Source organism: Nocardia sp. NPDC050378, from assembly GCF_040655675.1.
Lineage (GTDB): Bacteria > Actinomycetota > Actinomycetes > Mycobacteriales > Mycobacteriaceae > Nocardia > Nocardia coubleae.
In genome coordinates this window covers 80,511-102,100 of record NZ_JBFAKI010000002.1, presented here as the reverse complement: position 1 = coordinate 102,100, position 21,590 = coordinate 80,511, and the positions used below count along the sequence as shown (strand labels likewise).

The window sequence follows — 21,590 nt, the reverse complement described above, 5'->3', positions numbered from 1 at the left end:
TGTGTGGAGTATCCTCGGCCGGGTGAACCCGCGTTTCCGCTGCACCCCGCCGCCCGCCTCCTGAGCGAGGTGCCCCCGCGCGCCGCGCGGGTCGGCAGGCCCCCGCCGTCGGGTCGACGGCACAGCGGTTCCGCATGTCCGCATGTCCGCACCTCGCTTCTCGCGACCACTCATTCCTTCTGTCGCAGGAGCTTTCATGTCTTCTCTTCTTGCCGGGCGAGCGTCCCGGCCCACCGCACTCCGCCGGGCAGGCATCACCGAACTCGTTTTCGCGGGCGTCCTGTGGGGGACCGGCGGACTGCTCGGCACTGTGGTCCAGCGCGGGACGGGACTGTCACCGGTTGCGGTCGCCACTGTGCGGCTGGCGGTCGGCGGCCTGCTGCTGCTCGGGCTGTGCGTGCTCACCCGGCGCGCGATACCGCGCGGTGGACCAGCCTGGCGTCGCATCGCCGCGATCGCCCTGCTCGCGCCGATTTTCCAGGGCTGCTATTTCGGTGCCGTGGCGCTGTCGTCGGTGAGCCTGGCGACGCTGCTCACCATCGGCATGTCCCCGGTGATCGTCGCCGGGCTCGAATACGTCACCGGCCGACAACGACTCGATACAGGCCGCGCGGCAGGCATCGCCCTCGCACTCCTCGGCCTCGTCCTGCTCGTCGGAACTCCGGGTGCGGGCGGTTCCGGGGTGCTGTTCGGTGCGGCGCTCGCCGTCGCCGCGGCGTCGGCGTTCGCGCTGCTCACACTGGTCTCGGCGTCCGAGGTGCCGGGCCTGGACCCGGTGACTGCCACCGGAGTCGGATTCACCATCGGCGCGATTGCGCTCGCCGTCCCGGCCGTTCTCACCACCCGAGCCGTCGATCTCGCCCCCGGCTCGGTGGTGGCGATTCTCGCGCTCGGACTGTTGCCCACCGCGATCGCATACACGCTGTACTTCCGCGGTATCACCGGTGTCGGCGCGGGTAGGGGCGCCCTGCTCGCCCTGCTCGAGCCACTCACCGGCACCCTGTTGGCGGTGCTGGTTCTCGCCGAACGCCTGTCGCCGATGGGCTGGCTCGGTGCGGCATTGCTGTCGGTCGCGCTCGTCGCGGCGAGCCGCCCGCAGCCTACTCAGGAATCCGGGAACAGACCGGGCAGTTCCATCGCGTAGGCGAGGTCGTCGCGGGTGCCGAGGGTGACCAGCAGGATGCGGATCATGGTCACCCTCGCCTCCGACACCAGGATCGGGTCAGGATCGCTGCCCGGCTCGGCATCGGCCGTGAGCCGGTACACCACGTACTCGCACACATGCAGCGCCGCGTCCAGATCGAGCGGGGTGGGCACCGTACGGCCGAGCTCGCCGAAGGTCTTGCGCACCAGATCCCGGATGTCGTCGAGCGCGCGTTCCCGATAGGCCGACACCGGCGAACCAGGATCGTGCAGCTCCGCGAACAGCGGCCGCAGCATCGGTCCGTGCGCGCGCGCCCAGTCCACATAGGCGTCGATCAGCCGGATACCCAGCTGCACCGGCTCGTCGCTACCGAGTAGGGCCGCGCTGATCCCGCCGACCAACCCGTCGTTGCTCGCGTCGAGCACAGCGCGCAACGGCTCGGTGGCATTGCTGAAGTACCGGTAGAAGGTCGGCCGGGCCAAACCCGCCTGCTCGATGATCTGGGCGACGCTCAACCCGCGCGAACCGTTGCGCGCGAACACGGCCGCGGTCGCCTCGACGATCCGGGCACGTACTTCCTCGGCCTGCTCTTGGGTCTGCGGTGGCCTACCGCGACGTACCGACGTCGCTTCCTCGGTCATCGCACCTCCACTCCGTCGGCGAACTCGCTGCCGAAAGCTTGACACGAACCCGGGCCCACGCATTAATCTAACACCAGTGTTCAGCAAATAGCCGAATATCCGCGCCTGCACCGCGCGACCACCTGGTGAGGAGAAGGGCCGACGATGACGACCGCCCCCGAATTGACCGCCGAACCGACCGCGCTGCCGAAAACGCTGGTCAAGCCCCTGTTCGACCGGGCCCTCGCCGGTGGCGCACCGTCGGTCGAGGTCTTCGCTCCCGCCACCGGCCACAAGATCGGTGACCTGCCCCAGTCCTCGATCGCCGATATCGACCGCGCGTTCGCTGTTGCCCGGCACGCGCAGCGCGACTGGGCCAAGGTGCCGGTCAAGCAGCGCGTCGAGATCATTCGCCGCTTCCACGACATCGTGCTCGCCGAGCAGGAGACGGTGCTCGACATCGTGCAGACCGAGACGGGCAAGTCGCGCCCGCACGCCTTCGACGAGGTCGCCGACGTCGCGCTGAACTCGCGCTACTACGCCGCCGTCGCCCCCAAACTGCTGGCCGACCGCAAGCCGCGCGGCGTGCTTCCCGTGCTCACCGCCATCGACGTGCACAACCGGCCCAAGGGTGTCGTCGCGGTCATCTCGCCGTGGAACTACCCCCTCGCCCTGTCGGCCTCCGACGCCCTGCCCGCCCTGATCGCGGGCAACGCGGTGATCGCGCGCCCCGACAACCAGACCGCGCTGTCGGCCCTGTGGGCCATCGACGCCGCCGAGCGCGCGGGTCTGCCGCGCGGGCTGTGGCAGGCGGTGCTCGGTCGCGGCCGCGAAATCGGTGGCGATGTGATCGCGCGCGCCGACTACGTCGACTACACCGGTTCCAGCGCCACCGGCCGCACCATCGCCCAGCAGGCGGGTGAACGCCTGATCGGCTACTCCCTCGAGCTCGGCGGCAAGAACCCGCTGCTCGTGCTCGCCGACGCCGACGTGTCCAAGGCCGCGAAAGTGGCTGTGCGGGCGTGCTTCTCCTCGGCCGGTCAGCTGTGCGAGTCGATGGAACGCATCTACGTCGACGCCTCGGTCTACGACCAGTTCGTCGCCGAATTCGTCGGCAACGTCAAGAACATGTCGCTCGGCGGCGAACTCGACTACAGCCGCGACATGGGTTCGCTGACCTTCCAGCGTCAGCTCGACACTGTCACCGCGCACGTGGACGACGCGGTCGCCAAGGGCGCCAAGGTGCTCGCCGGTGGCCGTCCCCGCCCCGACCTCGGCCCCTACTTCTACGAGCCGACCGTGCTGGTCGACGTAGCCCCCGGCATGACGGTCTACCGCGAGGAGACCTTCGGCCCGGTCGTCTCGGTCTACAAGGTGGACTCCGACGAGGACGCCATCGAGGCGGCCAACGACACCGCGTACGGCCTCAACGCCAGCGTGTGGAGCCGCGACGTGGACCGGGCCCGCGAGGTCGCGGCACGGATCAACGCCGGATCGGTGAACGTCAACGACGGCTTCGCCGCCGCCTGGGGCAGCATCGACGCACCCTCGGGTGGTCTCGGAATCTCGGGGCAGGGCCGTCGCCACGGCCCCGAGGGCCTGCTGAAGTACGTCGACACCCAGACCGTCGCGGTGCAGCGCGTGCTGCCGATCGGGCCGCTGCCCGGGATGTCCGAGCAGCTCTGGGCCAAGACGATGACGCTGGTTCTCGGTGCCATGAAGACGCTGCGCCAGAAGTAGCGCGCACGAACGAGCAGGGGTAGGTAGCAGATGAAGATGGAATCGGTCGCGGGCAAGCGGGTGCTGGTCACCGGCGCCGCCATGGGTCTGGGCAAGCTGTTCGCCGAGCACGCGGTGCGTGAGGGCGCCGACGCGGTGGTGCTGTGGGACATCAACGAGATCGCCTTGCGCGAGACCGCCGCACAGCTGTCCGCCCAGGGCGGCAAGGTGCATCATTACGTGGTCGACGTGTCGTCGCAGGACTCCATCCGCGAGAACGCCGAGGCGGTCCGCAAGGAGATCGGCGGCATCGACATCCTGGTCAACAACGCCGGGATCGTGCGCGGCAACACCTACTTCTGGGAAACCGAGAACCGCGCCGACATCGACAAGACCATGGCGATCAACTCGCTGGCCCCGATGTACGTCACCCTCGAGTTCCTGCCCGGCATGGTGGCCGGTGCCGGTCAGGCGCGCATCCTCAACATCGCGTCCTCGGCCGGTCTGGTCGCCAACCCGCGCATGGCGGTGTACGCGGCGTCGAAGTGGGCGGCGCTGGGCTGGTCGGACTCGGTGCGGCTCGAGCTCGAGCAGGCCGGACACGACCACGTGAAGGTGACCACGGTCTGTCCCACCTACATCAACACCGGCATGTTCGACGGCGCCAAGGGCATCCTGTTCACCCCCATGCTCGAGCAGAACGACGTCGTCGACACCTCCTGGCGGGAGATGAAGAACGGCGGCGCCCTGGTGGTGCTGCCGTGGACCTCGCGGATGAACCGCGCGCTCACCGGCCTGCTGCCGATCAGGATCCGCGATCTGTACCTCAACGCGGTCGGTGTTTACCACTCGATGGATCACTTCACCGGACGTAAGTAGGCACCCGGTGCCCTCGTCGGCCTGCCGGTCGGCGGGGGCGTATGCGTGGCAAGCGGATGCGTCGACCGCCGATCCGGTGAATCAGATCGGCCGGGTGCCGATGACGACGGTCGCGTAGTACTCCTCGGAGGTTTCGACCCGCGGCGCCAATCCGTGTTCGCGCAACACCGCATGGGCCGTGTCGACCTGTTCGGTCCCGGTTTCCACGTACAGCGAACCGCCGGGGGTGAGCCAGTGCGCGGCACCCTCGGCGACCCGCCGGAACACCGCGAGTCCGTCGGCGCCACCGTCGAGCGCGACGAGTGGCTCGTGCTCACGTGCCTCGGGCGGCAGGTCGGCGACCCGAGCACTCGGTACATAGGGCGTGTTCGCCAGCAGCACATCGATGTGCCCGCACAACTCGGCGGGAAGTGCGTCGAAGAGATCACCCTCGTAGACGGGCGCGTGCAGCGATGCCAGATTCTCTCGCGCGCACGCGACGGCTACCGGGTCGATGTCGGCGGCGACCAGCTGGACGGCGCACCCACGCCCCGTGAGTTCCGCGGCGGCCGTGATTCCGAGTGCGCCACAGCCACAACACAAGTCGACGACGCGAACCGAATCCGCCGTCACCTCCGACACCGCCTGCTCGACCAGGAACCCGGTCCGCTGACGCGGCACGAAAACCCCCGCCCGCACGCCGACCCGCATCCCGCGAAACTCCACCCAGCCCAGCAGGTATTCGAGCGGCGTCCCCGAAACCCGTTGCGCCACCAGCTGATCGAGACGGGCCGGGTCGGCGCCCGCCGCCTCGATCAGCAACGCGGCCTCGTCCTCGGCGAAGACACATCCCGCACGCCGCAGGGTGGCGACCACGTCCGCAGAATCGGTAACACTCATCCGGTGATTGTGCCCGGGCAGTGCGGGCGTGACCGTGAGGGGATCCTCTACCTCGGATTCAGCGCGAACTGTCGAGTTCGAAAGTCCGTGTCGCGTCGAGATAGATCCCGCGCTGCGCACCACGGTCGGGCGGCGGCAGCTGCGACACCAGCTGTTCGAGCGATGTCATCGCCCCCACCACGTTCGTCCCCGCGACGATGAAATCGGCGACCGCCCGGCGGATGTGGTTGGGCGAGGTGACCACCACCGCACTGTTCGCCCCGAGATCTCGCAGGATCTTCGTGCTGAACAGGGCGTTCTGTACGGTCGACCCGGCCCGGTCCTCGACGTGGATCCGGTCACCCGGCAATCCACGCCCGACCAGCCACCGACGCATGGCCTCGGCCTCGGAGATCCCGTTCTGCGGGTTGCCGCCGGTGACGACGACCGGCGAGAAGGGTGCCGCGATGGCCTGCAGCCAGGCGGCCATGAGCCGGTTCTCCAGTTCCGGGCGCAGCGAACCGTCGGGCAGCAGACCGTACCCGAGCACCACGATGCCGGTCTGCGGGCCGACCAGGGCGGGCAGCGGATTGGGCAGCGTCGATACGGCGGCGGTCACCGCGTGCAACACCCGCTGGGTGCCCGCGGCCATTGCCGGATCGAGGGCGCCCAGGCGCTGCATCGCCTCGTTCACCGCGGCCGCGTCACCGGCGTGATGTGACCAGATGGCATGCAGGGCAAGAGCTTCGGCATCACCGGGATCGGCGCTGATGAGGGCGCGCAGATCGGCGCGCCCGGCATCGAGGTCGCCGTCGGTGAAATGCCGCTGAGCCGAGTTGTAGAGGGCTGTCACGTCCGTTTCGGCGGCGGCGGGGCCGACCGTGGCACTCGTGACCGCCGCGACCGCCGCGACCGCCGCGGCGAGCTGTTTCCATTGCCTCGAGATCTTCACGACAGTCGCGACCTTCCGGGTGGCGTACATGCGGGCAGAGCTGATGGCAGAGCTGCCGGACACCCTACGACCCGTTACGGTCCGGACCGGGTAACCCGCCGTCGGCAGGCGCGTCGCGGCCCGGCGCTTCGGGGTGCACCCGGTGGCCGATAGGCTGACCAACCGTGGATACCGCTTCGCTGACCGGCAAGGAACTCGCCGCCGCCATCAACGCCGACTCGAAACAGCGCGCCGCCGCGCTCACCGACGCGGGCACCGCGCCCACGTTGGCGCTGGTCGTCGCCAACGACGACCCGGCCAGTGCCTGGTACGTGAACTCCCTGCGCAAGGCCGCCGAACGGCTCGGCATCGCCTGCGCGAAGATCGATCTGGGCGCCGACGCGAGCGCCGAGCAGATCCGCGCGGAACTCGATGCCCGCAGCGCCGACCCGGCCACCGACGCGATCATGCTGCAGACCCCGCTGCCCGCGGGCGTCAGCCTCGACGACGTGAGCTCCGCGATCGCCGCGAGCAAGGACGTCGACGGGGTGAGCCCGCTGTCACTCGGCCTGCTCGCCTCCGGCCTCGACGGATTCGTCCCCGCCACCTCCGAGGCGGTCGTGGAGCTGCTGAAGCATCACTCGATCGCGTTGCAGGGCAAGCTCGTCACCGTGGTCGGCCGCTCCAATATCGTCGGCAAGCCGCTGGCGCAGCTGCTGCTCGCCGAGAACGCCACCGTCACGGTCGCGCACTCGCGCACCACGGACCTGGCCGCCGTCACCACCGCCGCCGACATCGTGGTCGCGGCCGCGGGACGGATCGGTCTGGTCACCGGCAAGCACATCCGTGAGGGCGCCGTGGTGATCGATGTGGGCACCAATGAGGCCGCCGACGGTGGCATCGTGGGTGACGTCGATGCCGCCTCGGTCGACGGCAAGGCCGCCGCCCTGAGCCCCGTGCCCGGTGGCGTCGGCCCGGTGACCACCGCGCTGCTCATGCGACACGTCGTCGTGGCGGCCGAAAAGGCTAGGGCCTGAACGCTTCCGAAGTCAGCGGACCGGCCCGATCGAGGTGATCAGCGTTTTGGCGCCCACCTTGGTCGTGCCGACCAGCTGCGGGTTGTAGACGATCGGTACCTCGTCGGGCCGGTATTCGGTGATCGTCACGAAGTACTGTCCGGCGAACGCGCCCGGCGTGATGTCGAGGCAGTGCGTGGTACCGACCGGAATGGTGTCGATGCCCGACTGGATCTGCGCGCCTGTGGGCAGCGCGGCGTCACCGGCCACCAGCGTGCGCGCCTGATCGCCGGACCGCGCGACGTAGTAGGCGTGCTGGAAGGCCATGATGGCCGAGACCCCGCTGTCGGTTCCGCCGGGACCGTTGCCACGCACGAGGCTGCCGATCTGTTCGGACGGACAGTGCCCGACGCCGGGCGCGGGCGCGGCGACGGTCGACAGCGTGGTGCTCGCCGACGTGGAAGCCGGTGCGGGACCACCGAATTGGAAGTATCCGACGCCGATCAGCACCGCCCCGGCCACCGACGCGGCGAGCGGAGCCACCCACCGAGGTGTGCGCCGGCGCTTGGACCGGTCGATCATCCGCGCGAAAACCTCGTCGTCACCGTTGTAGTCCGGCGCCGGGCGCGGTTCCCACTCCGCCGTGTACAGATCCGACCAGCCGTCTCCCGCACTCGCTCGGCCAGCGGTCGATTCGGTCGGTAGTGTCGCCCTCGCTTCCTGCCGCACCGGCACGGGCGCCGCCGATTCGGTCCATCCCGATTTCGGCTCGGGCAGAGCCGATTCGGACCGCGTCGATTCCTGCCGGGGCGATCCCGGTCGAGCCGATCGGTGTCGCCCGGGTTCAGGGGCCGATTCGGGTCGCTCGGATTCCGGCCGAGCGTGTTCCGGTCGAGCCGGGTCGAACCACGAGGACGCGGGCCACGTCGATGCCGACCGCGCCGAGGTGGACGACTCCCAGTCACCCTGCGCGTCAGTCGGTTCCGGCGCGGGGGCGTCGGGGCCGACGATGGGCAGCTTGTCGGTGTCGGGCCCGTTGTTCGGCAAGATGAACGGCGTATCGACCTGGCCCGCACCGGGATCCATCGGCCCACCCACGATCGGGAGCCTATCGGTGGCATAGGTGTCGCGCACGGGCACCGGAGCCGACAGCGAGACGACCGGAATACCCGCGGGCGTGGTCGGCCCGCCCTCTATCCGGTGCCGGGCACCGGTTCCCGAGGTGCCTGTCTCGCGGCTGCGGCGCCGTGGCAGGGCACCTCGGAGCGGAACACCAGCCGATCCCGGGTCCTGCTGTCGAGCCCCGATCGGTCTGCGCGCTTCCGGTCGATCCATCGCCCCACCTTCATCAGGCATCCGCCGTCAGGGAATGTCCCGCAACGATTTCATTACGGGCACGATACTGCCCTGACGCCGTGTTCGCCGAATGCGCGGGCGATGAGCGCGTCACCAGTGGATATAGACCTGGTCGCCGATGCCGACGTTCTCGTAGTACCAGGCCGCGTTCTCGGGCGAGAGATTGATGCAGCCGTGGCTCACGTTGGCGTTACCCTGCGAGTCCACCGACCACGGCGCGGAGTGCACCATCACGCCACCCCAGGTCAGGCGCACGGCGTACTCACCGTCGATGATGTAGCCCTCCGGGTCGTCGAGCGGGATACCGATGGTGCGCGAATCGAACACCACCGCCCGATCCTTCTCCAGCACACTGAAGGTGCCGGTGGGCGTCTCGAAACCGGGTTTGCCCATGGACGCGGGCATCACGCGTGTCTCGCCGTTGGCGGTCACCGTGAAGGTGTGGTTCGACAGGTCCGCTTCGGCATAGGTTCCGCCACCGTACTGGGTGCGCTGGTCCCCGATCAGATCCGCGGACGCGGCTCCCGACCAGGACGCGGCCAGTAGTGCCGCCATGATCGCGACGAACAGATAACGAAGTGCGTTTCTCATGAACGCCACCCCTTCGGTCACTCGTAGGCGTCTCCCGAGTCTAGGCGTCCATGATCAACTGGACCTCTCGAAGTGGTAACGGCCTACGGGTCGATCGGAGTGTCGGCTTGTGCTCAGCCGCGCACGACGTGCAGGACCTGGGCGTGCAGCGCGTCGGCGCGTGCGGCGATGGTCTCTACCCGCACCAGGGCCGCCGCGAAATCGTCGCCGAGTTCGGCGGGCAGCGAGGCCACATTGATCTCGATATTGAGCTGCGAACTCTGCGCGGCAGCGCGGGCGGCATCGGCGGCGGCCCCGATGTCGGTGACCACGTTCGGGTTGCCGATCGGCAACAGTTCCCCTGCGAGGGAAAGGATTTCGTCGGCCTCGTCGACCACGGCGGCGGGCACCCGGGCGGCCTCGACGAGGGCGGCGTTGATCGCGGCGGTGCGCTCGGCGACCTCGGCGTCGGTGTCCTTGGGCAGCTTGTAGGCAGCGCCGACGGCGGTGAACGCGGCCGCGTCGGCATCGGCCAGCGCCAGCGAGCGGGCGCGGGCGGCGTCGGCGGCCTCGATGATGCGGTCGATCACCGGCCGGTTCTCGGCGTCCTTGGCCCGGGTGGTGTAGCGCGCGACCATCGCGACCAGTGCCGCGGCCTGGGCGACGTGCAATGCGGCCACCGCGCCACCGCCGGGGGCGGGCACCTTGGCGGCCAGCTCCGACAGATAGTGCTCCAGAGTCACGTCACCGAAGGAGGGTGCGCTCTGCTGCGGTGACACGGTGGGCTGCGACACGACGTGGTGGCCTTTCGACGGGGATTGCTACCCCTCAACGCTACCGCGTGCCCACCCGCGCACCCCGCCCGACCAGCGGGTGTGCGCACGGACCGACCGGTCGGGGTGTGTCCGTGGGTCCGGGTCTATGTTGGGTGCATGCGGATCGGATTGAGCATCAACTACTCGGGCGGTTTCAAGGAGGTGGCGGCCGAGGTCGCCGACCTGGAACGGGCAGGCCTCGACGTCGTCTTCGTGCCGGAGGCGTACTCGTTCGACGCGGTGAGCGCGCTGGGCTTCCTGGCCGCGCGCACCGAGCGGGTGCAGCTGGCCTCGGGCATCCTGCAGCTCTACACCCGTACTCCCAGCCTCACCGCGATGACGGCTGCGGGCCTGGACTTCGTCTCCGACGGCCGGTTCGTCCTCGGCATCGGCGCGTCCGGCCCGCAGGTGATCGAGGGCTTCCACGGCGTTGCCTACGACGCCCCGATCGGGCGCACCCGCGAGCTGATCGAGATCTGCCGCAAGGTGTGGCGCCGCGAGAAGCTCAATTACCAGGGCAAGTACTACCAGATCCCGCTGCCCGCCGACCGGGGCACCGGCCTGGGCAAAGAGCTCAAGCTCATCAATCACCCGGTGCGCGAGAACATCCCGGTGCTGTTGGCCGCGCTCGGCCCCAAGAACGTGGAGCTGGCCGCCGAACTCGCCGAGGGCTGGCAGCCGATCTTCTTCCTGCCGGAGAAGGCGAACGATGTCTGGGGTGACGCGCTGGCCGCGGGTAAGGCCAAGCGCGATCCGTCGCTGGGCGACCTCGAGGTGTACGCCGGTCCCGCGCTGGCGATCGGCGAGAACGTCACGCCGCTGCTGGAGTTCGTGAAGCCGCACCTGGCGCTCTACATCGGCGGCATGGGCGCCAAGGGCAAGAACTTCTACCACACCCTGGCCACCAAGTACGGCTACGGCGCGGCCGCCGACCGCATCCAGGAGCTGTACCTGGCCGGCGACAAGCAGGCCGCCGCGGCCGCGGTGCCCGACGACCTCGTGCGCGACGTGTCGCTGATCGGGCCCGAGGGCTTCGTGAAGGACCGCATCGCCGCCTTCGCCGAGGCCGGTGTCACCACGCTCAACGTCACCCCGATCGCCGAGAACGCGGCGGGCCGGATCAAGCTGATCGAGCAATTGCGCGGCCTCTGCTGACCCACCCCAACGCGACGCGCCGCACCCCGGAGCTCTCCGGGATGCGGCGCGTCGGCGTTGGTGGGCTAGGCGGTCACGACCGCAGCGACGCCAGGGCGTCGGCGAGGGTGGTGTGCATGGCGAACACCTGGTCGAGGCTGGTCATCTTCAGCTGACGGCTGGTAGCCGGCCCGTCGGCGACCACCGCGATGGCGGTGTCGTCGCCCGCGCGTTGATGCGCCGCGACCAGCGTGGCCATGCCCGCCGAGGCGAGGAACCCGACCGCGGTCAGGTCGATCACCAGGGTCGCGGGCTTGTCGGCGAGGATGGCCTCGATGGCGGCGTCGAGGGCGGGCGCGGTCGCCAGGTCGACCTCACCGGTCACCGTCAGGACCGTGACGCCGTCGTGTACCGCCGTCGTGGTGGTCATCGTGTCCGTGAGTGGATAAGCGTCTCCGGGTGTGTTGGTCACCGATCAACAACACACAACTTCGCCCGAATACGCAAGCCGTTGCCCCGACCGTGGTCGTCGCACCGGGCAGCCGACAGGCACGCGCGCCCCGCTCGTGGGCGTCATCGATCCGGGGAATCCGGCGGCGTGCGGTGCGTCACGATCGCCGCTGGACCGGCATCGTCGCGACGGCCGCGCGGGGGTGGCCGCACCGACGGGCGCGGTCGTCGTACTGTGTGGGCGTGAACATCGATGTGACGCCGTTACCGGGAATCGGCGTGTGCAAGGACTTTCCGCTGGCGGAGGCCCGCCGCCGGATCGGCGTGATCGAACACCGTGACGGCACTGTCGATCTGGTCGTGTCCCGTGCCGGTGACGCCGAGACCAAGACCTCGATTCCGTTGTCCAGCACCGAGATCGGTGTCCTGGCGGGGTTGCTCGGTGCGCCGCAGGTGGTGCAGAAGAAGGCCGACTCGCTCGGTGTCGACGAGCTGTCGACCAGGCAGTTCGCCATCGATCGCGGCAGCCCGTTCGACGGGCGCCCGCTGCGCGACACCGCCATGCGCACCCGCACCAAGGCATCGGTGGTCGCGGTGGTCCGCGCGGGGGAGGTGACCCCTTCGCCGGGAACCGATTTCGTCTTCGTCGCCGGTGACCTGGTGGTGGTCGTCGGCACCGGCAAGGGCCTCGAGGCTGCCGGAAAATTGCTCGACGCGGGCTGACGAGCCGTGGCGATAGTAAAGAGAAGGTAAGGTATCGCCTAGCTGAGGTTAGGTGATCCCATGAATGTTGAAGTCACATCCCTGCCCGGAATCGGTGTCAGGAAAGAGTTCTCGCTGACCAGGGTGGCTCGGCGCATCGGCGTCGTCGACCACCGCGACGGTGGCACCGATCTGATCTTCACCAAGATCGACGACCCCGACACCACCGTGCAGGTCCCGCTCTCCGACGGCGAAGCGCGCACGCTCGCCAGCCTGCTCGGTGCCCCGCGACTGGTCGCGCAACTGCAGGAGGAACACCGCGATCTCGACGGTGTGAGCACCCGGTCACTGCCGGTGCTGCCCGATTCGCCCTACGCGGGCCGCCGCCTCGGCGAGACGGAGATGCGGACCCGGACACTGGCCTCCATCGTCGCGGTGCTGCGCGCCGGTCAGGTCCACCCCTCGCCCGGACCGGAGTTCGGTTTCCTCGGGGGCGACATGGTCGTCATCGTCGGTACGACCGCCGGGCTCGACGCTGCCGCTTCGATCCTGTCCGACGGCTGAGCCCGTGCAGATCAGTGGAACAACGCTGGCGCTGATCCAGCTGGGGGCTGTGTTTTTCGGATTGGGTGTGCTCGGGCGCATCGCGGGCCGCATCGGCCTGTCACCCATTCCGCTCTATCTGCTCGGGGGCCTGCTCTTCGGCACCGGCGGCCTGATCGAACTGCACGAGGTGGAGGAGTTCATCCACATCGCCAGCGAGATCGGTGTGGTGCTGCTGCTGTTGCTGCTCGGCCTGGAGTACACCGCGGGTGAATTGGTCACCGGCATGCGCAAGTCGTGGATCGCCGGTCTGCTCGACCTGGTTCTCAATGCCACGCCGGGCGTGATCGTCGCGCTGTGGCTGGGCCTCGGACCGACCGGTGCCATCGCGATGGCGGGCGTCACCTACATCTCCTCCTCCGGAATCGTCGCCAAGGTGCTCAACGACCTGGGCAGGCTCGGTAACCGCGAGACACCGGTGGTGCTGTCGATCCTGGTGTTCGAGGACCTGGCGATGGCGATCTACCTGCCGGTGCTGACCGCCGTGCTGGCGGGCGTCGGCTTCCTCGCCGGTCTCACCACCGTCGGTATCGCGCTGGTCGCGGTGACGCTGGTGCTCATCGTCGCGCTGAAGTACGGCCGGTACGTCTCGGCGATCGTGGCCAGCGAGGACCGCGAGATCTTCCTGCTCAAACTGCTCGGTTCGGCGCTGCTGGTGGCCGGTGTGGCCTCGGCGGTACAGGTGTCGGCCGCGGTCGGCGCGTTCCTGCTCGGCATCGCGATCTCGGGGGCCACCGCGCACGAGGCGACCAAGATCCTCGAACCCCTGCGCGACCTGTTCGCCGCCATGTTCTTCGTACTGTTCGGCCTGAGCACCGATCCGGCGACCATCCCACCGGTCCTCGGCTGGGCGGTCCTGCTGGTCGTGGTCACCACCGTGACGAAGCTGTACACCGGCTGGTGGGCGGCCAAGCGCGCCGGTGCCTCCCAACTCGGCCGGGCCCGCGCGGGTGCTGCCCTGGTCGCGCGCGGCGAGTTCTCCATCGTCATCGCCGGTCTCGCCGTCGCCGCGGGCGCGGTGCCCGACAGCTTCGCCGCCCTGGCCACCACCTACGTACTGCTGATGGCCGTGATGGGGCCGATCGCGGCGCGCGTGGTCGAACCGGTGGTCCGGGCGACGGTCGGGCGCAAGTCGAAGGTGCGCATCGACCCGAACGCGGAATGATCGCGGCTCACGGCTCGATCAAACCTGAGCGGATCGCGTAACGGGTCAGCTCGAGCCGGTCACGCAGACCGAGTTTCTGCAGGATGTTGGCGCGGTGGCGGTCGACGGTCTTCACACTGATGACCAGTTCGGCCGCCACCTCCCGCGCCGAATACCCTTCGGCGATCAGCTTGAGCACCTCCTCCTCGCGGGCGGTCAGAATGGTCTCGGGCAGCCGTCCGCCCTGGCGGGCCAGGTGCAGATAGTCGCGGACCAGGGCGGTGACCGCACCCGGGTACAGGAACGACTCGCCACGCATCGTCGCCCGGCAGGCCTCGATGAGGTCGCGGTCGGCGACCGATTTGAGCACGTACCCGGAGGCGCCCGCCTTGAGCGACTCGAAGAAGTACTGCTCGTTGTCGTACATCGACAGCATCAGCATGCGGACGCCCGGATGCGCGCGGGTGATCTCGCGCGCCGCCTGGATGCCGGTCATTCTCGGCATCGCGATATCGAGAATCACCAGGTCGACGGTTTCGGCGGCGAGGGCGGTCACCGCATCGTAGCCGTTGGCCGCCTCGGCGACCACGGTGAGGTCGGGTTCGTTGTCGAGGATCAGCCGTAGTCCGCTGCGCACCAGGGCGTGGTCGTCGGCGAGCAGGATCCGGGCGGGGGCGCTCATACCGGTTCTCCGACGTGCGCTTCGCGGTGCACCGGGACGACCAGTTCCACTGTGGTGCCGGTGTCTTCGGAGGTGGTGATGGTGAGGGTCGCGTCGACGAGCAGGGCGCGTTCGCGCATTCCCCGGATTCCGGCGCCCTCGGTGACCACCCCGCCACACCCGTTGTCGCGCACGCGAAGCACGACGGAGTCGTCGTGGCCGGCGAGCAGCAGACTCACCTGGTCGGCACCCGAGTGGCGCAGCACATTGGTCAGGCTCTCCTGGGCGATGCGGTAGCAGACGAGTTCGACCGCCGGGTCGAGCCTACTGATCGACGGGTCGACCTCGCGATGCACGGAAATGCCCGCGCTGCGGGTGAATTCGTGGCACAGCGCGGTGACGGCACTGTGCAGTCCGAGGTCGTCGAGCACATCGGGCCGCAATCGGGACGCGATCCCGCGCACTTCGTCGAGACATCCGCGCACCGTTTCCTGCGCGTCGGTCACCTCGTCCCGCAATTCCGCCGGCGCGCGGTCCACGACCCGTTTCAGCCGCAGCAGCGCCACGGTCAGGCTCTGGCCGATCTCGTCGTGCAGTTCGCGGGCGATCCGCTGACGCTCACCTTCCTGTGCGGCGAGCGCCGTGGCTCCGGCCGCCGATCGCTCGGCCTCTAGCCGGTCGAGCATCGCGTTGAAGGTCTCGATCAGCCGGTGGAAGTCCCCACTGGCGCGCCGGTCGAAACGCACCGCGCGCCGTGGTGGGTCGACGCGGCGCATGGCCGTGACCAGTTCGTCGAGGGGCGCGAGGCTGGTGCGCAACGCCAGCGCGTTGGCGGTGAGGATCACCGCGAGACCGATCACCAGCACCGGCACCTCGGTCAAGCGCAGCCGGGCCGACACGGTGGCGGGGGAGAGCGCCAGGATCAGCGTGCCGAGCGTGAACACCACACCGTTGAGCAGGCAGATCCGCCAGAACAGCGCCGTCACCGGCGTGCGCTGATCCCGTCCTGCTCGCACCCTCGCGAGACGCTTCATAGCTCCCAGCATGCTGACGCGCCCGGCCGCTGTCCATCGGGTGCGACACCCATCCGCGCGTGCGCACGACCGCCGGACGGGTGCCGGAAATGGGTGCGGGCGCCGATGGTCGCCGTCCCACGCGCGCACCAGACTCGAATCCGCACGCACTCGACCGTGTCAGGGGAAGGACCGCCCGGATGGAAACCGACAGGACGACGATCCCCGGAACCGGGGTGCTGCACCATTTCCGCACCGGTCGCGGCATCGACTTCGCGCTGCTCACCGAGTCGGCCGGCGGGCGCAGGCTGCTCGTGTACGCCCCCGGCAGTGACGAGCCGAGCGTCGACCTCGCGCTCGAACCCGAGGAAGCCGACCACGTGGCCGAACTGATGCACACCACCCCCCTCGCCGATCGGCTGAGCCGGCTCGAGCAGCGGGTCGAGCGGCTCGCCGGACAGCGGGCCGAGTCGTGAGCACCGTCGAATCACCCCGGAGCCGAGCCATGCGCGCACGCGATATCGCGATGAACCTGCCGACCGTCCGCACCACCGACCCGGTGGCCCGCGCGGTGCGGGTGATGGTCGTCAACCGTTTGCCCGGTCTGGTCGTGGTCGACGCCGAGGACCGGCCGGTGGCCGTGTTGCCCGGCACCCAGGTGCTGCGCCTGGCCATCCCGGCGTCGTATCAGGACGACACCACCCTGGTCCGCACGATCGACGAGGTGCACGCCGACCTGTTCTGGCAGGAACCCGGCAGCCTCACCGTCGGCGACTGCCTGGCCGACGGCGCACCACGACCGGCCACCGTCACCCCGGACGCCACCCTGCTCGAGATCGCGATCCTGATGGCGCGCAAGCACAGTCCGCTCATCGCGGTCGTCGACCGGGCCCGCACCCTGTGCGGGGCGATCACCCTCGAACGGTTGCTGACCAGTCTCGCCCTCGCCGGCCCCGGCGACTGATCGGCGCCGACGATGGCCGCCGTCCTCGCCGTGACCATCTTCGTGGTGGCGTTCTTCTTCATCGCCACGGAGCGTGTCGACAAGGTGAAGACCGTGCTGATCGCCGCCGGCCTGATGGCGGTGCTCGGGCTGATCCCCGGCGAGCAGGTGTTCTTCTCGCCGCACGCCGGCATCGACTGGAATGTCATCTTCCTGCTGCTTGGCATGATGATCATCGTCGGCGTCGTCAAGCAGACGGGTCTGTTCGACTACCTGGCGATCTGGTCGGCGAAGCGCTCGCGCGGCAATCCCTACCGGCTGATGGTGATGCTCATGCTGATCACCGCCGTGGCCTCACCGTTCCTCGACAATGTCACCATCATCATGCTGGTCGCCCCGGTGACGCTGGTGGTGTGCCGCAGGCTCGGCCTGGGCGCGCAGCCCTTCCTGATCGCGGAGGTGCTCGCCGCGAACATCGGTGGCGCGGCGACGCTGATCGGTGACCCGCCCAACATCATCATCGCCAGCCGGGCGGGGCTGAGCTTCAACGACTTCCTGGTGCACATGGCCCCGATCGTGGTGCTGGTCTTCGCGCTGTTCGTGCTGTTCACGCGGGTGTTGTTCCGTTCGGCGCTGCGTACCGACCCGGACTCGGTCGAGGCCGTGCTCGCCCTGCGGGAGCGGCGCGCGATCCGCGACCCGAGACTGCTCGTGCGGTCCCTGATCGTGCTGGCCGCGGTGGTGGCCGGGTTCTGCCTGCACAGTGTGGTGCACGTGGCGCCGTCGGTGATCGCCCTGGTGGGCGCGGGCGTGATGGTGCTGGTGTCCGGGCTCGACATCGGTGACATCCTGCACGAAGTGGAATGGCCGACGCTGGTGTTCTTCATGGGCCTGTTCGTGATGGTCGCCGGCCTGGTGCACACCGGGGTGATCGCCGCGGTCGGCGCGGCGGCGAGCACCTGGGTCGGCGACGACTATTTCCTCGCCGCCACCGCACTCGTCTTCGGGTCCGCGCTGCTCGGTGCGTTCGTGGACAACATCCCGTATACCGCGACAATGGCACCGGTCGTGGAGGACATCGTCGCGGATGCCCCCGATCCCGAGACCGCGCGCTCGCTGTGGTGGGCGTTCGCGCTCGGCGCCGACTTCGGCGGCAACGGCACGGCGGTCGCGGCCAGCGCCAATGTCGTCGCGCTCGGCATCGCCGCCCGGGCAGGCCAGCGAATCAGCTTCTGGCAGTTCACGAAATACGGCGCGGTCGTCACTGTGTTCAGCTGCGTCATCGCTTGGGCCTACGTCGGTGTGCGCTACTTCTGAGGGACGCGCCGGGTGACGAGGCGGTGCAGGAGCCGGGCGGCGGTGCGGGCGGTGCGGTTGTCGATATCGAGCGCCGGGTTGAGTTCGGCGACGTCGGCGACCACGAGTTTGCCGCTCGCGGCGACCTGGTCGCAGACGGCCTGCACGACGGGCAACGCGACACCGAACGCGGCGGGCGCGCTGACACCCGGCGCGACCGCGGCGGGCAGGACGTCGAGATCGATGGTGAGGTACAGCAGGTCGATGTCGGCGAGGAAGTCCGCGACGAAGGTTTCGGCGCGCTCGGCGGTGCAGTCGTCGTCGAGCAGATAGCGCACGCCGAACCGATCGGCGGTGTCGAACAGGATCGTCGTGTTGGCCGGCTGGCTGATACCGAGCACCGCGTATCGCACGTCGGCGCCGGACTCGAGGATCTGCCGGAACGGGGTTCCCGAGCTGGGTACCGGGTCCGGACGCAGATCGAAATGCGCGTCCAGATTCAGGATTCCGATGACGGCGCCCCCGGCGCGCTCGACGCCCGCGAGGCCGAGGTAGGTGCCGAAGGCGACCTCGTGGCCGCCTCCGAGCACGATCGGGAAGGCACCCGCGTCCAGCAGCGTGGTCACGGTGTCGCCGAGCCTGCGCTGGCCGTCCTCGAGCCGCTGATCGGTGACCGCGATCGTGCCCGCGTCGAACGCGCGCAGCGGGGCGGGCAGTGCCATCGGCGACAGCGCGCGGCGCAGGGCGTCGGGCCCGTCGACGGCGCCCGGCCGCCCCTTGTTGCGGCGCACGCCTTCGTCACTGGCGAAGCCGACGAACACGCACGCACCGGGGTCGGCGCCGGGTTCGTAAGGTGCGACGGCCTGATGCCAGCGCAGCTGCTCGGGTGACGTGCCGTCGACGCGGCCGGTCCAGGAAGTCATGGGGGACACCTCAATTCGACGCGAGCACGCCGCCGCGCCACACCTGGCGCACGAGCGGAACGCCGGGACGGTAGGCCAGATGTAGATGCGACGGCGCGTCCAACGCGACGGCGTCGGCCCGCATGCCGGGGGAGAGGACGCCGATATCGCCGCGCCGCAAAGCTTTCGCCCCACCCGCGGTCGCCGCCCAGACCGCCTCGTCCGGTGTCATGTGCAGCTCACGCACGGCCAGGGCGATACAGAACGGCAGGCTGGTGGTGTAGCTCGTGCCCGGGTTGCAGTCGGCGCCGAGGGCCACGGTGACCCCGGCATCGAGCAGCGCACGCGCATCGGGATAGCTGTTGCGCGTGCAGAAGTCGGCGCTTGGCAGCAGCGTCGCCACGGTGTCGCTGCCGGCGAGCGCGTCGATATCGGCGGCGCTGACATGGGCGACGTGATCGACCGACGCGGCCCCGAGTTCGACGGCGAGCCGCACGCCCGGCCCCTGGTGCAGCTGATTGCCGTGCACGCGTGGCACCAGTCCGTGCGCGATGCCGGCACTGAGGACGGCATGCGACTGGTCCCGGTCGAAGGCGCCCTGCTCGCAGAACACGTCGATCCATCGAGCCTCGGGCGCGCAGCGCGGAATCATCTCCGCACACACCATGGTCACGTAATCGTCCGCGCGCCCGGCGTATTCGGGGGGCGGAACGTGCGCGGCCAGCAAGGTCACCTCGTCGGTGTGGCGGCCCGCGATGCGCACGCTGCGCCATTCGTCGTCCACGGTCTGGCCGTAACCGCTCTTGATCTCGACCGTCGTGCTGCCCGCCCGCAGCGACTCGGCGAGCAGCTGCCGCACGGTCGCGTCGAGTTGCTCGTCGGTCGCCGCGCGCGTCGCCGCGATCGTCGTACGGATGCCGCCCGCACCGTAGGAACGGCCGGACATGCGTGCGGCGAATTCCTCGGCGCGGTCACCGGCGAAGACCAGGTGCGAATGCGACTCGACGAATCCGGGCAGCACCGCGCGACCGTGGAGGTCCACCGCCTGATCGGCGGCGGGTGCGTCGGCGCTGTCACCCACCCACACCACCTGCGCGTCGTCGAAGACGACGGCCGCGTCGCGGCGCAACCCGAGCGGGCCGTCCCCGAGGGCCGGGTCGTTGGTGACGAGGGTGCCGATATCACGCAGCACGGTGGTTGGCACGGGCTGTCCTCCTGGGGCGGGCTGTGCGGTGGATCACGCCCGCTATGTATATGCCTGTCTATACAGGATAGTCAAGCGCTACGGTGCCAGACGGTAACTGGCCATTGACACGGCTGTATAGACAGGCATATACATGTAGGGTCGTTGTGACCGGCCCCACAGGCGAAGAGACCGGGCATCACCGGCGACCCTGCGCCCTTTCCGATCCCGGGAGAATGGTTTGAACAAGCCCGCCGCCGCGCTCACCCGCGGCCTCACCGCCCGCCATATCCGTTTCATCGCGCTCGGTTCGGCCATCGGCACCGGCCTGTTCTACGGGTCCGCCGAGGCGATCCACCGGGCAGGTCCCTCGGTGCTGCTGGCGTATCTGATCGGCGGCGCCGCCGTGTTCCTCGTGCTGCGCGCGCTGGGCGAGATGGCGGTGAGCAATCCGGTCGCGGGCTCGTTCGGTGAATACGCCAGCCAGCACCTCGGTCCGCTCGCGGGCTTTTTCACCGGCTGGACCTACACCTTCGAAATGCTCATCGTGTGCCTGGCCGACGTCACCGCGTTCGGTGTGTACATGGGGTTCTGGTACCCCGACGTGCCACGCTGGATCTGGGTGCTCTCGGTCATCTTCTTCATCGGCGCGATCAACCTGCTCAGCGTGAAGGTCTTCGGTGAGGTGGAATTCTGGTTCAGCCTGGTCAAGATCGTGGCAATCGTGGCGATGATCGCCGGCGGTATCGCCGTGCTGATCTTCGGCTTCGGCCTGCACGACACCAGCGCGGGCGTGCAGAACCTGTGGGCCGACGGCGGCTTCTTCGCCACCGGCATCGGCGGCTTCATCGCCTGCTTCGCCATCGTGATGTTCGCCTTCGGCGGTACCGAGATCATCGGTATCACCGCGGGCGAGGCCGAGAACCCGCAGCGCACCATCCCGCGCGCGATCAACACCGTGCCCGTGCGCATCATCGTGTTCTATGTGCTCACCCTCGCGGTGATCATGGCGATCGACTCCTGGCGCACCATCGGTGACGAGGGCAGCCCGTTCGTGCAGATCTTCCAGAGCCTGGGCCTCGGGCCCGCCGCGGCGGTGCTCAACGTCGTGGTGATCACGGCCGCGCTGTCGGCGGTCAACAGCGACATCTTCGGTGCGGGCCGGATGATGTACGGCATGGCCCAGCGCGGCCAGGCGCCCGCGGCGATGAAGCGGGTCTCGCGCAACGGGGTGCCGTGGATGACGGTGGTCATCATGACCGTCACCCTGCTGGTGGGCGTGCTGCTGAACTACCTGATCCCCGACAAGGTGTTCCTGGTGATCGCCTCGATCGCCACCTTCGCCACCATCTTCGTCTGGCTGATGATCCTGCTCGCGCACCTGCGCTCGCGGCGCGGCATGAGCCCCGAACAGGTCGCCGCACTGAAGTTCCCGGTGCCGCTGTGGCCCTACGGCCAGCTGATCACCATCGCGTTCCTGGTGTTCGTGGTCGGGGTGATCGCCTTCGACGCCGACAGCCGGGTGGCCCTGGTGGTCGGTGTGGTGTGGCTCGCCCTGCTCGGTATCGCCTACCGCCTGTGGGTGCGGCCCGCGACCGCCGCACCCGAACCGATGGCCGTACCGGCCGACGTCGCCTGAAGTTGCTTGTCC

Annotated in this window: 22 protein-coding genes and 1 pseudogene; 12 read left to right on the top strand and 11 right to left on the bottom strand. The window is 69.2% G+C overall.

The window, feature by feature from the left end; translation table 11 throughout:
- Positions 1-196 precede the first annotated feature (196 nt).
- Positions 197-1,144 (top strand): EamA family transporter, encoded by a 948-nt coding sequence (locus AB0I35_RS04410; RefSeq protein ID WP_357394319.1) that lies wholly within the window; start codon positions 197-199, stop codon positions 1,142-1,144.
- On the opposite strand, the gene AB0I35_RS04405 is transcribed toward AB0I35_RS04410, so the two are convergent.
- Complete coding sequence (locus AB0I35_RS04405) at positions 1,105-1,785, bottom strand: TetR/AcrR family transcriptional regulator (protein ID WP_357394317.1); 681 nt, start codon at positions 1,783-1,785, stop codon at positions 1,105-1,107. The genes AB0I35_RS04410 and AB0I35_RS04405 overlap by 40 nt on opposite strands.
- Before the next feature lie 144 nt (positions 1,786-1,929).
- Between AB0I35_RS04405 and AB0I35_RS04400 the strand changes: the two genes are divergently transcribed.
- Both AB0I35_RS04400 and AB0I35_RS04395 read left to right on the top strand, forming a co-directional pair.
- Positions 1,930-3,504, top strand: coding sequence for a succinic semialdehyde dehydrogenase (locus tag AB0I35_RS04400; protein WP_357394315.1), 1,575 nt, complete (start codon positions 1,930-1,932; stop codon positions 3,502-3,504).
- A 30-nt stretch (positions 3,505-3,534) separates the two neighbouring features.
- On the top strand, positions 3,535-4,362 hold the full coding sequence (locus AB0I35_RS04395) for an SDR family NAD(P)-dependent oxidoreductase (RefSeq protein ID WP_357394313.1): 828 nt from the start codon (positions 3,535-3,537) through the stop codon (positions 4,360-4,362).
- Positions 4,363-4,443: 81 nt separating this feature from the next.
- Here AB0I35_RS04395 and AB0I35_RS04390 read toward each other — a convergent pair whose 3' ends face one another.
- Together AB0I35_RS04390 and AB0I35_RS04385 are read right to left on the bottom strand one after the other, a co-directional pair.
- A complete protein-coding gene (locus AB0I35_RS04390) occupies positions 4,444-5,241 on the bottom strand; it encodes a putative protein N(5)-glutamine methyltransferase (RefSeq protein WP_357394312.1) in 798 nt (265 codons plus the stop codon).
- Between the two features lie 58 nt (positions 5,242-5,299).
- A complete protein-coding gene (locus tag AB0I35_RS04385) occupies positions 5,300-6,172 on the bottom strand; it encodes a YdcF family protein (protein ID WP_357394310.1) in 873 nt (290 codons plus the stop codon).
- 164 nt (positions 6,173-6,336) lie between these two features.
- Between AB0I35_RS04385 and AB0I35_RS04380 the strand changes: the two genes are divergently transcribed.
- Positions 6,337-7,188 carry a bifunctional 5,10-methylenetetrahydrofolate dehydrogenase/5,10-methenyltetrahydrofolate cyclohydrolase gene (locus AB0I35_RS04380; RefSeq protein ID WP_357394308.1) on the top strand — a complete coding sequence of 284 codons (852 nt, stop codon included), beginning with the start codon at positions 6,337-6,339 and terminating at the stop codon, positions 7,186-7,188.
- A gap of 12 nt (positions 7,189-7,200) precedes the next feature.
- On the opposite strand, the gene AB0I35_RS04375 is transcribed toward AB0I35_RS04380, so the two are convergent.
- The 3 genes and pseudogenes from AB0I35_RS04375 to AB0I35_RS04365 all read right to left on the bottom strand — a co-directional run bounded on the left by AB0I35_RS04375 (position 7,201) and on the right by AB0I35_RS04365 (position 9,887).
- Complete coding sequence (locus AB0I35_RS04375) at positions 7,201-8,502, bottom strand: hypothetical protein (RefSeq protein ID WP_357394306.1); 1,302 nt, start codon at positions 8,500-8,502, stop codon at positions 7,201-7,203.
- A gap of 111 nt (positions 8,503-8,613) precedes the next feature.
- Positions 8,614-8,988 (bottom strand): annotated as a pseudogene (locus AB0I35_RS04370) (L,D-transpeptidase); the annotation flags it as partial.
- A gap of 239 nt (positions 8,989-9,227) precedes the next feature.
- A complete protein-coding gene (locus AB0I35_RS04365; RefSeq protein WP_357394305.1) occupies positions 9,228-9,887 on the bottom strand; it encodes a cyclodeaminase/cyclohydrolase family protein in 660 nt (219 codons plus the stop codon).
- Positions 9,888-10,025: 138 nt separating this feature from the next.
- Here AB0I35_RS04365 and AB0I35_RS04360 point away from each other — a divergent pair, with 138 nt between their 5' ends.
- The gene (locus AB0I35_RS04360; protein WP_357394303.1) at positions 10,026-11,063 is read left to right on the top strand and encodes an LLM class F420-dependent oxidoreductase; all 1,038 of its coding nucleotides are present in this window, start codon (positions 10,026-10,028) and stop codon (positions 11,061-11,063) included.
- Positions 11,064-11,136: 73 nt separating this feature from the next.
- Here AB0I35_RS04360 and AB0I35_RS04355 read toward each other — a convergent pair whose 3' ends face one another.
- Entirely contained in the window at positions 11,137-11,472 is a 336-nt protein-coding gene (locus tag AB0I35_RS04355; protein WP_067492179.1) for an STAS domain-containing protein, read from the bottom strand.
- Positions 11,473-11,735: 263 nt separating this feature from the next.
- Between AB0I35_RS04355 and AB0I35_RS04350 the strand changes: the two genes are divergently transcribed.
- The 3 genes from AB0I35_RS04350 to AB0I35_RS04340 are packed head-to-tail and all read left to right on the top strand — an operon-like array spanning position 11,736 to position 13,962.
- Entirely contained in the window at positions 11,736-12,215 is a 480-nt protein-coding gene (locus AB0I35_RS04350; protein WP_357394301.1) for a TrkA C-terminal domain-containing protein, read from the top strand.
- Positions 12,216-12,275: 60 nt separating this feature from the next.
- Entirely contained in the window at positions 12,276-12,758 is a 483-nt protein-coding gene (locus tag AB0I35_RS04345; protein ID WP_357394299.1) for a TrkA C-terminal domain-containing protein, read from the top strand.
- Positions 12,759-12,768: 10 nt separating this feature from the next.
- Entirely contained in the window at positions 12,769-13,962 is a 1,194-nt protein-coding gene (locus AB0I35_RS04340; protein ID WP_357394980.1) for a cation:proton antiporter, read from the top strand.
- A 7-nt stretch (positions 13,963-13,969) separates the two neighbouring features.
- On the opposite strand, the gene AB0I35_RS04335 is transcribed toward AB0I35_RS04340, so the two are convergent.
- Positions 13,970-14,623 (bottom strand): response regulator transcription factor, encoded by a 654-nt coding sequence (locus tag AB0I35_RS04335; protein ID WP_357394297.1) that lies wholly within the window; start codon positions 14,621-14,623, stop codon positions 13,970-13,972.
- Positions 14,620-15,636 (bottom strand): histidine kinase, encoded by a 1,017-nt coding sequence (locus AB0I35_RS04330; protein ID WP_357394295.1) that lies wholly within the window; start codon positions 15,634-15,636, stop codon positions 14,620-14,622. Before AB0I35_RS04330 ends, AB0I35_RS04335 begins: the two co-directional genes overlap by 4 nt.
- Before the next feature lie 179 nt (positions 15,637-15,815).
- Between AB0I35_RS04330 and AB0I35_RS04325 the strand changes: the two genes are divergently transcribed.
- Genes AB0I35_RS04325 through AB0I35_RS04315 form a run of 3 tightly spaced genes read left to right on the top strand, consistent with a single transcriptional unit; the run spans position 15,816 to position 17,875 of the window.
- Complete coding sequence (locus tag AB0I35_RS04325) at positions 15,816-16,091, top strand: hypothetical protein (RefSeq protein WP_357394293.1); 276 nt, start codon at positions 15,816-15,818, stop codon at positions 16,089-16,091.
- A gap of 29 nt (positions 16,092-16,120) precedes the next feature.
- Entirely contained in the window at positions 16,121-16,579 is a 459-nt protein-coding gene (locus AB0I35_RS04320) for a CBS domain-containing protein (RefSeq protein ID WP_067981335.1), read from the top strand.
- 12 nt (positions 16,580-16,591) lie between these two features.
- A complete protein-coding gene (locus AB0I35_RS04315) occupies positions 16,592-17,875 on the top strand; it encodes an ArsB/NhaD family transporter (protein ID WP_357394292.1) in 1,284 nt (427 codons plus the stop codon).
- Here the strand turns inward: AB0I35_RS04315 and hutG are convergent.
- Positions 17,866-18,777 (bottom strand): formimidoylglutamase, encoded by a 912-nt coding sequence (gene hutG, locus AB0I35_RS04310; protein WP_357394290.1) that lies wholly within the window; start codon positions 18,775-18,777, stop codon positions 17,866-17,868. The two genes, AB0I35_RS04315 and hutG, sit on opposite strands and share 10 nt — an antisense overlap.
- Positions 18,778-18,787: 10 nt before the next feature.
- Positions 18,788-19,960, bottom strand: coding sequence for an imidazolonepropionase (gene hutI / locus AB0I35_RS04305; RefSeq protein WP_357394288.1), 1,173 nt, complete (start codon positions 19,958-19,960; stop codon positions 18,788-18,790).
- A gap of 220 nt (positions 19,961-20,180) precedes the next feature.
- Here hutI and AB0I35_RS04300 point away from each other — a divergent pair, with 220 nt between their 5' ends.
- On the top strand, positions 20,181-21,578 hold the full coding sequence (locus tag AB0I35_RS04300) for an amino acid permease (protein ID WP_357394286.1): 1,398 nt from the start codon (positions 20,181-20,183) through the stop codon (positions 21,576-21,578).
- The last annotated feature ends 12 nt before the right edge of the window (positions 21,579-21,590 follow it).

Bases quoted from the DNA above. Each gene is read 5' to 3' on its own strand.
- AB0I35_RS04410 (WP_357394319.1), top strand. From the start codon at position 197: ATGTCTTCTCTTCTTGCCGGGCGAGCGTCCCGGCCCACCGCACTCCGC.
- AB0I35_RS04405 (WP_357394317.1), bottom strand. From the start codon at position 1,785: ATGACCGAGGAAGCGACGTCGGTACGTCGCGGTAGGCCACCGCAGACC.
- AB0I35_RS04400 (WP_357394315.1), top strand. From the start codon at position 1,930: ATGACGACCGCCCCCGAATTGACCGCCGAACCGACCGCGCTGCCGAAA.
- AB0I35_RS04395 (WP_357394313.1), top strand. From the start codon at position 3,535: ATGAAGATGGAATCGGTCGCGGGCAAGCGGGTGCTGGTCACCGGCGCC.
- AB0I35_RS04390 (WP_357394312.1), bottom strand. From the start codon at position 5,241: ATGAGTGTTACCGATTCTGCGGACGTGGTCGCCACCCTGCGGCGTGCG.
- AB0I35_RS04375 (WP_357394306.1), bottom strand. From the start codon at position 8,502: ATGGATCGACCGGAAGCGCGCAGACCGATCGGGGCTCGACAGCAGGAC.
- AB0I35_RS04360 (WP_357394303.1), top strand. From the start codon at position 10,026: ATGCGGATCGGATTGAGCATCAACTACTCGGGCGGTTTCAAGGAGGTG.
- AB0I35_RS04355 (WP_067492179.1), bottom strand. From the start codon at position 11,472: ATGACCACCACGACGGCGGTACACGACGGCGTCACGGTCCTGACGGTG.
- AB0I35_RS04345 (WP_357394299.1), top strand. From the start codon at position 12,276: ATGAATGTTGAAGTCACATCCCTGCCCGGAATCGGTGTCAGGAAAGAG.
- AB0I35_RS04335 (WP_357394297.1), bottom strand. From the start codon at position 14,623: ATGAGCGCCCCCGCCCGGATCCTGCTCGCCGACGACCACGCCCTGGTG.
- AB0I35_RS04330 (WP_357394295.1), bottom strand. From the start codon at position 15,636: ATGAAGCGTCTCGCGAGGGTGCGAGCAGGACGGGATCAGCGCACGCCG.
- AB0I35_RS04325 (WP_357394293.1), top strand. From the start codon at position 15,816: ATGGAAACCGACAGGACGACGATCCCCGGAACCGGGGTGCTGCACCAT.
- AB0I35_RS04320 (WP_067981335.1), top strand. From the start codon at position 16,121: ATGCGCGCACGCGATATCGCGATGAACCTGCCGACCGTCCGCACCACC.
- AB0I35_RS04315 (WP_357394292.1), top strand. From the start codon at position 16,592: ATGGCCGCCGTCCTCGCCGTGACCATCTTCGTGGTGGCGTTCTTCTTC.
- hutG (WP_357394290.1), bottom strand. From the start codon at position 18,777: ATGACTTCCTGGACCGGCCGCGTCGACGGCACGTCACCCGAGCAGCTG.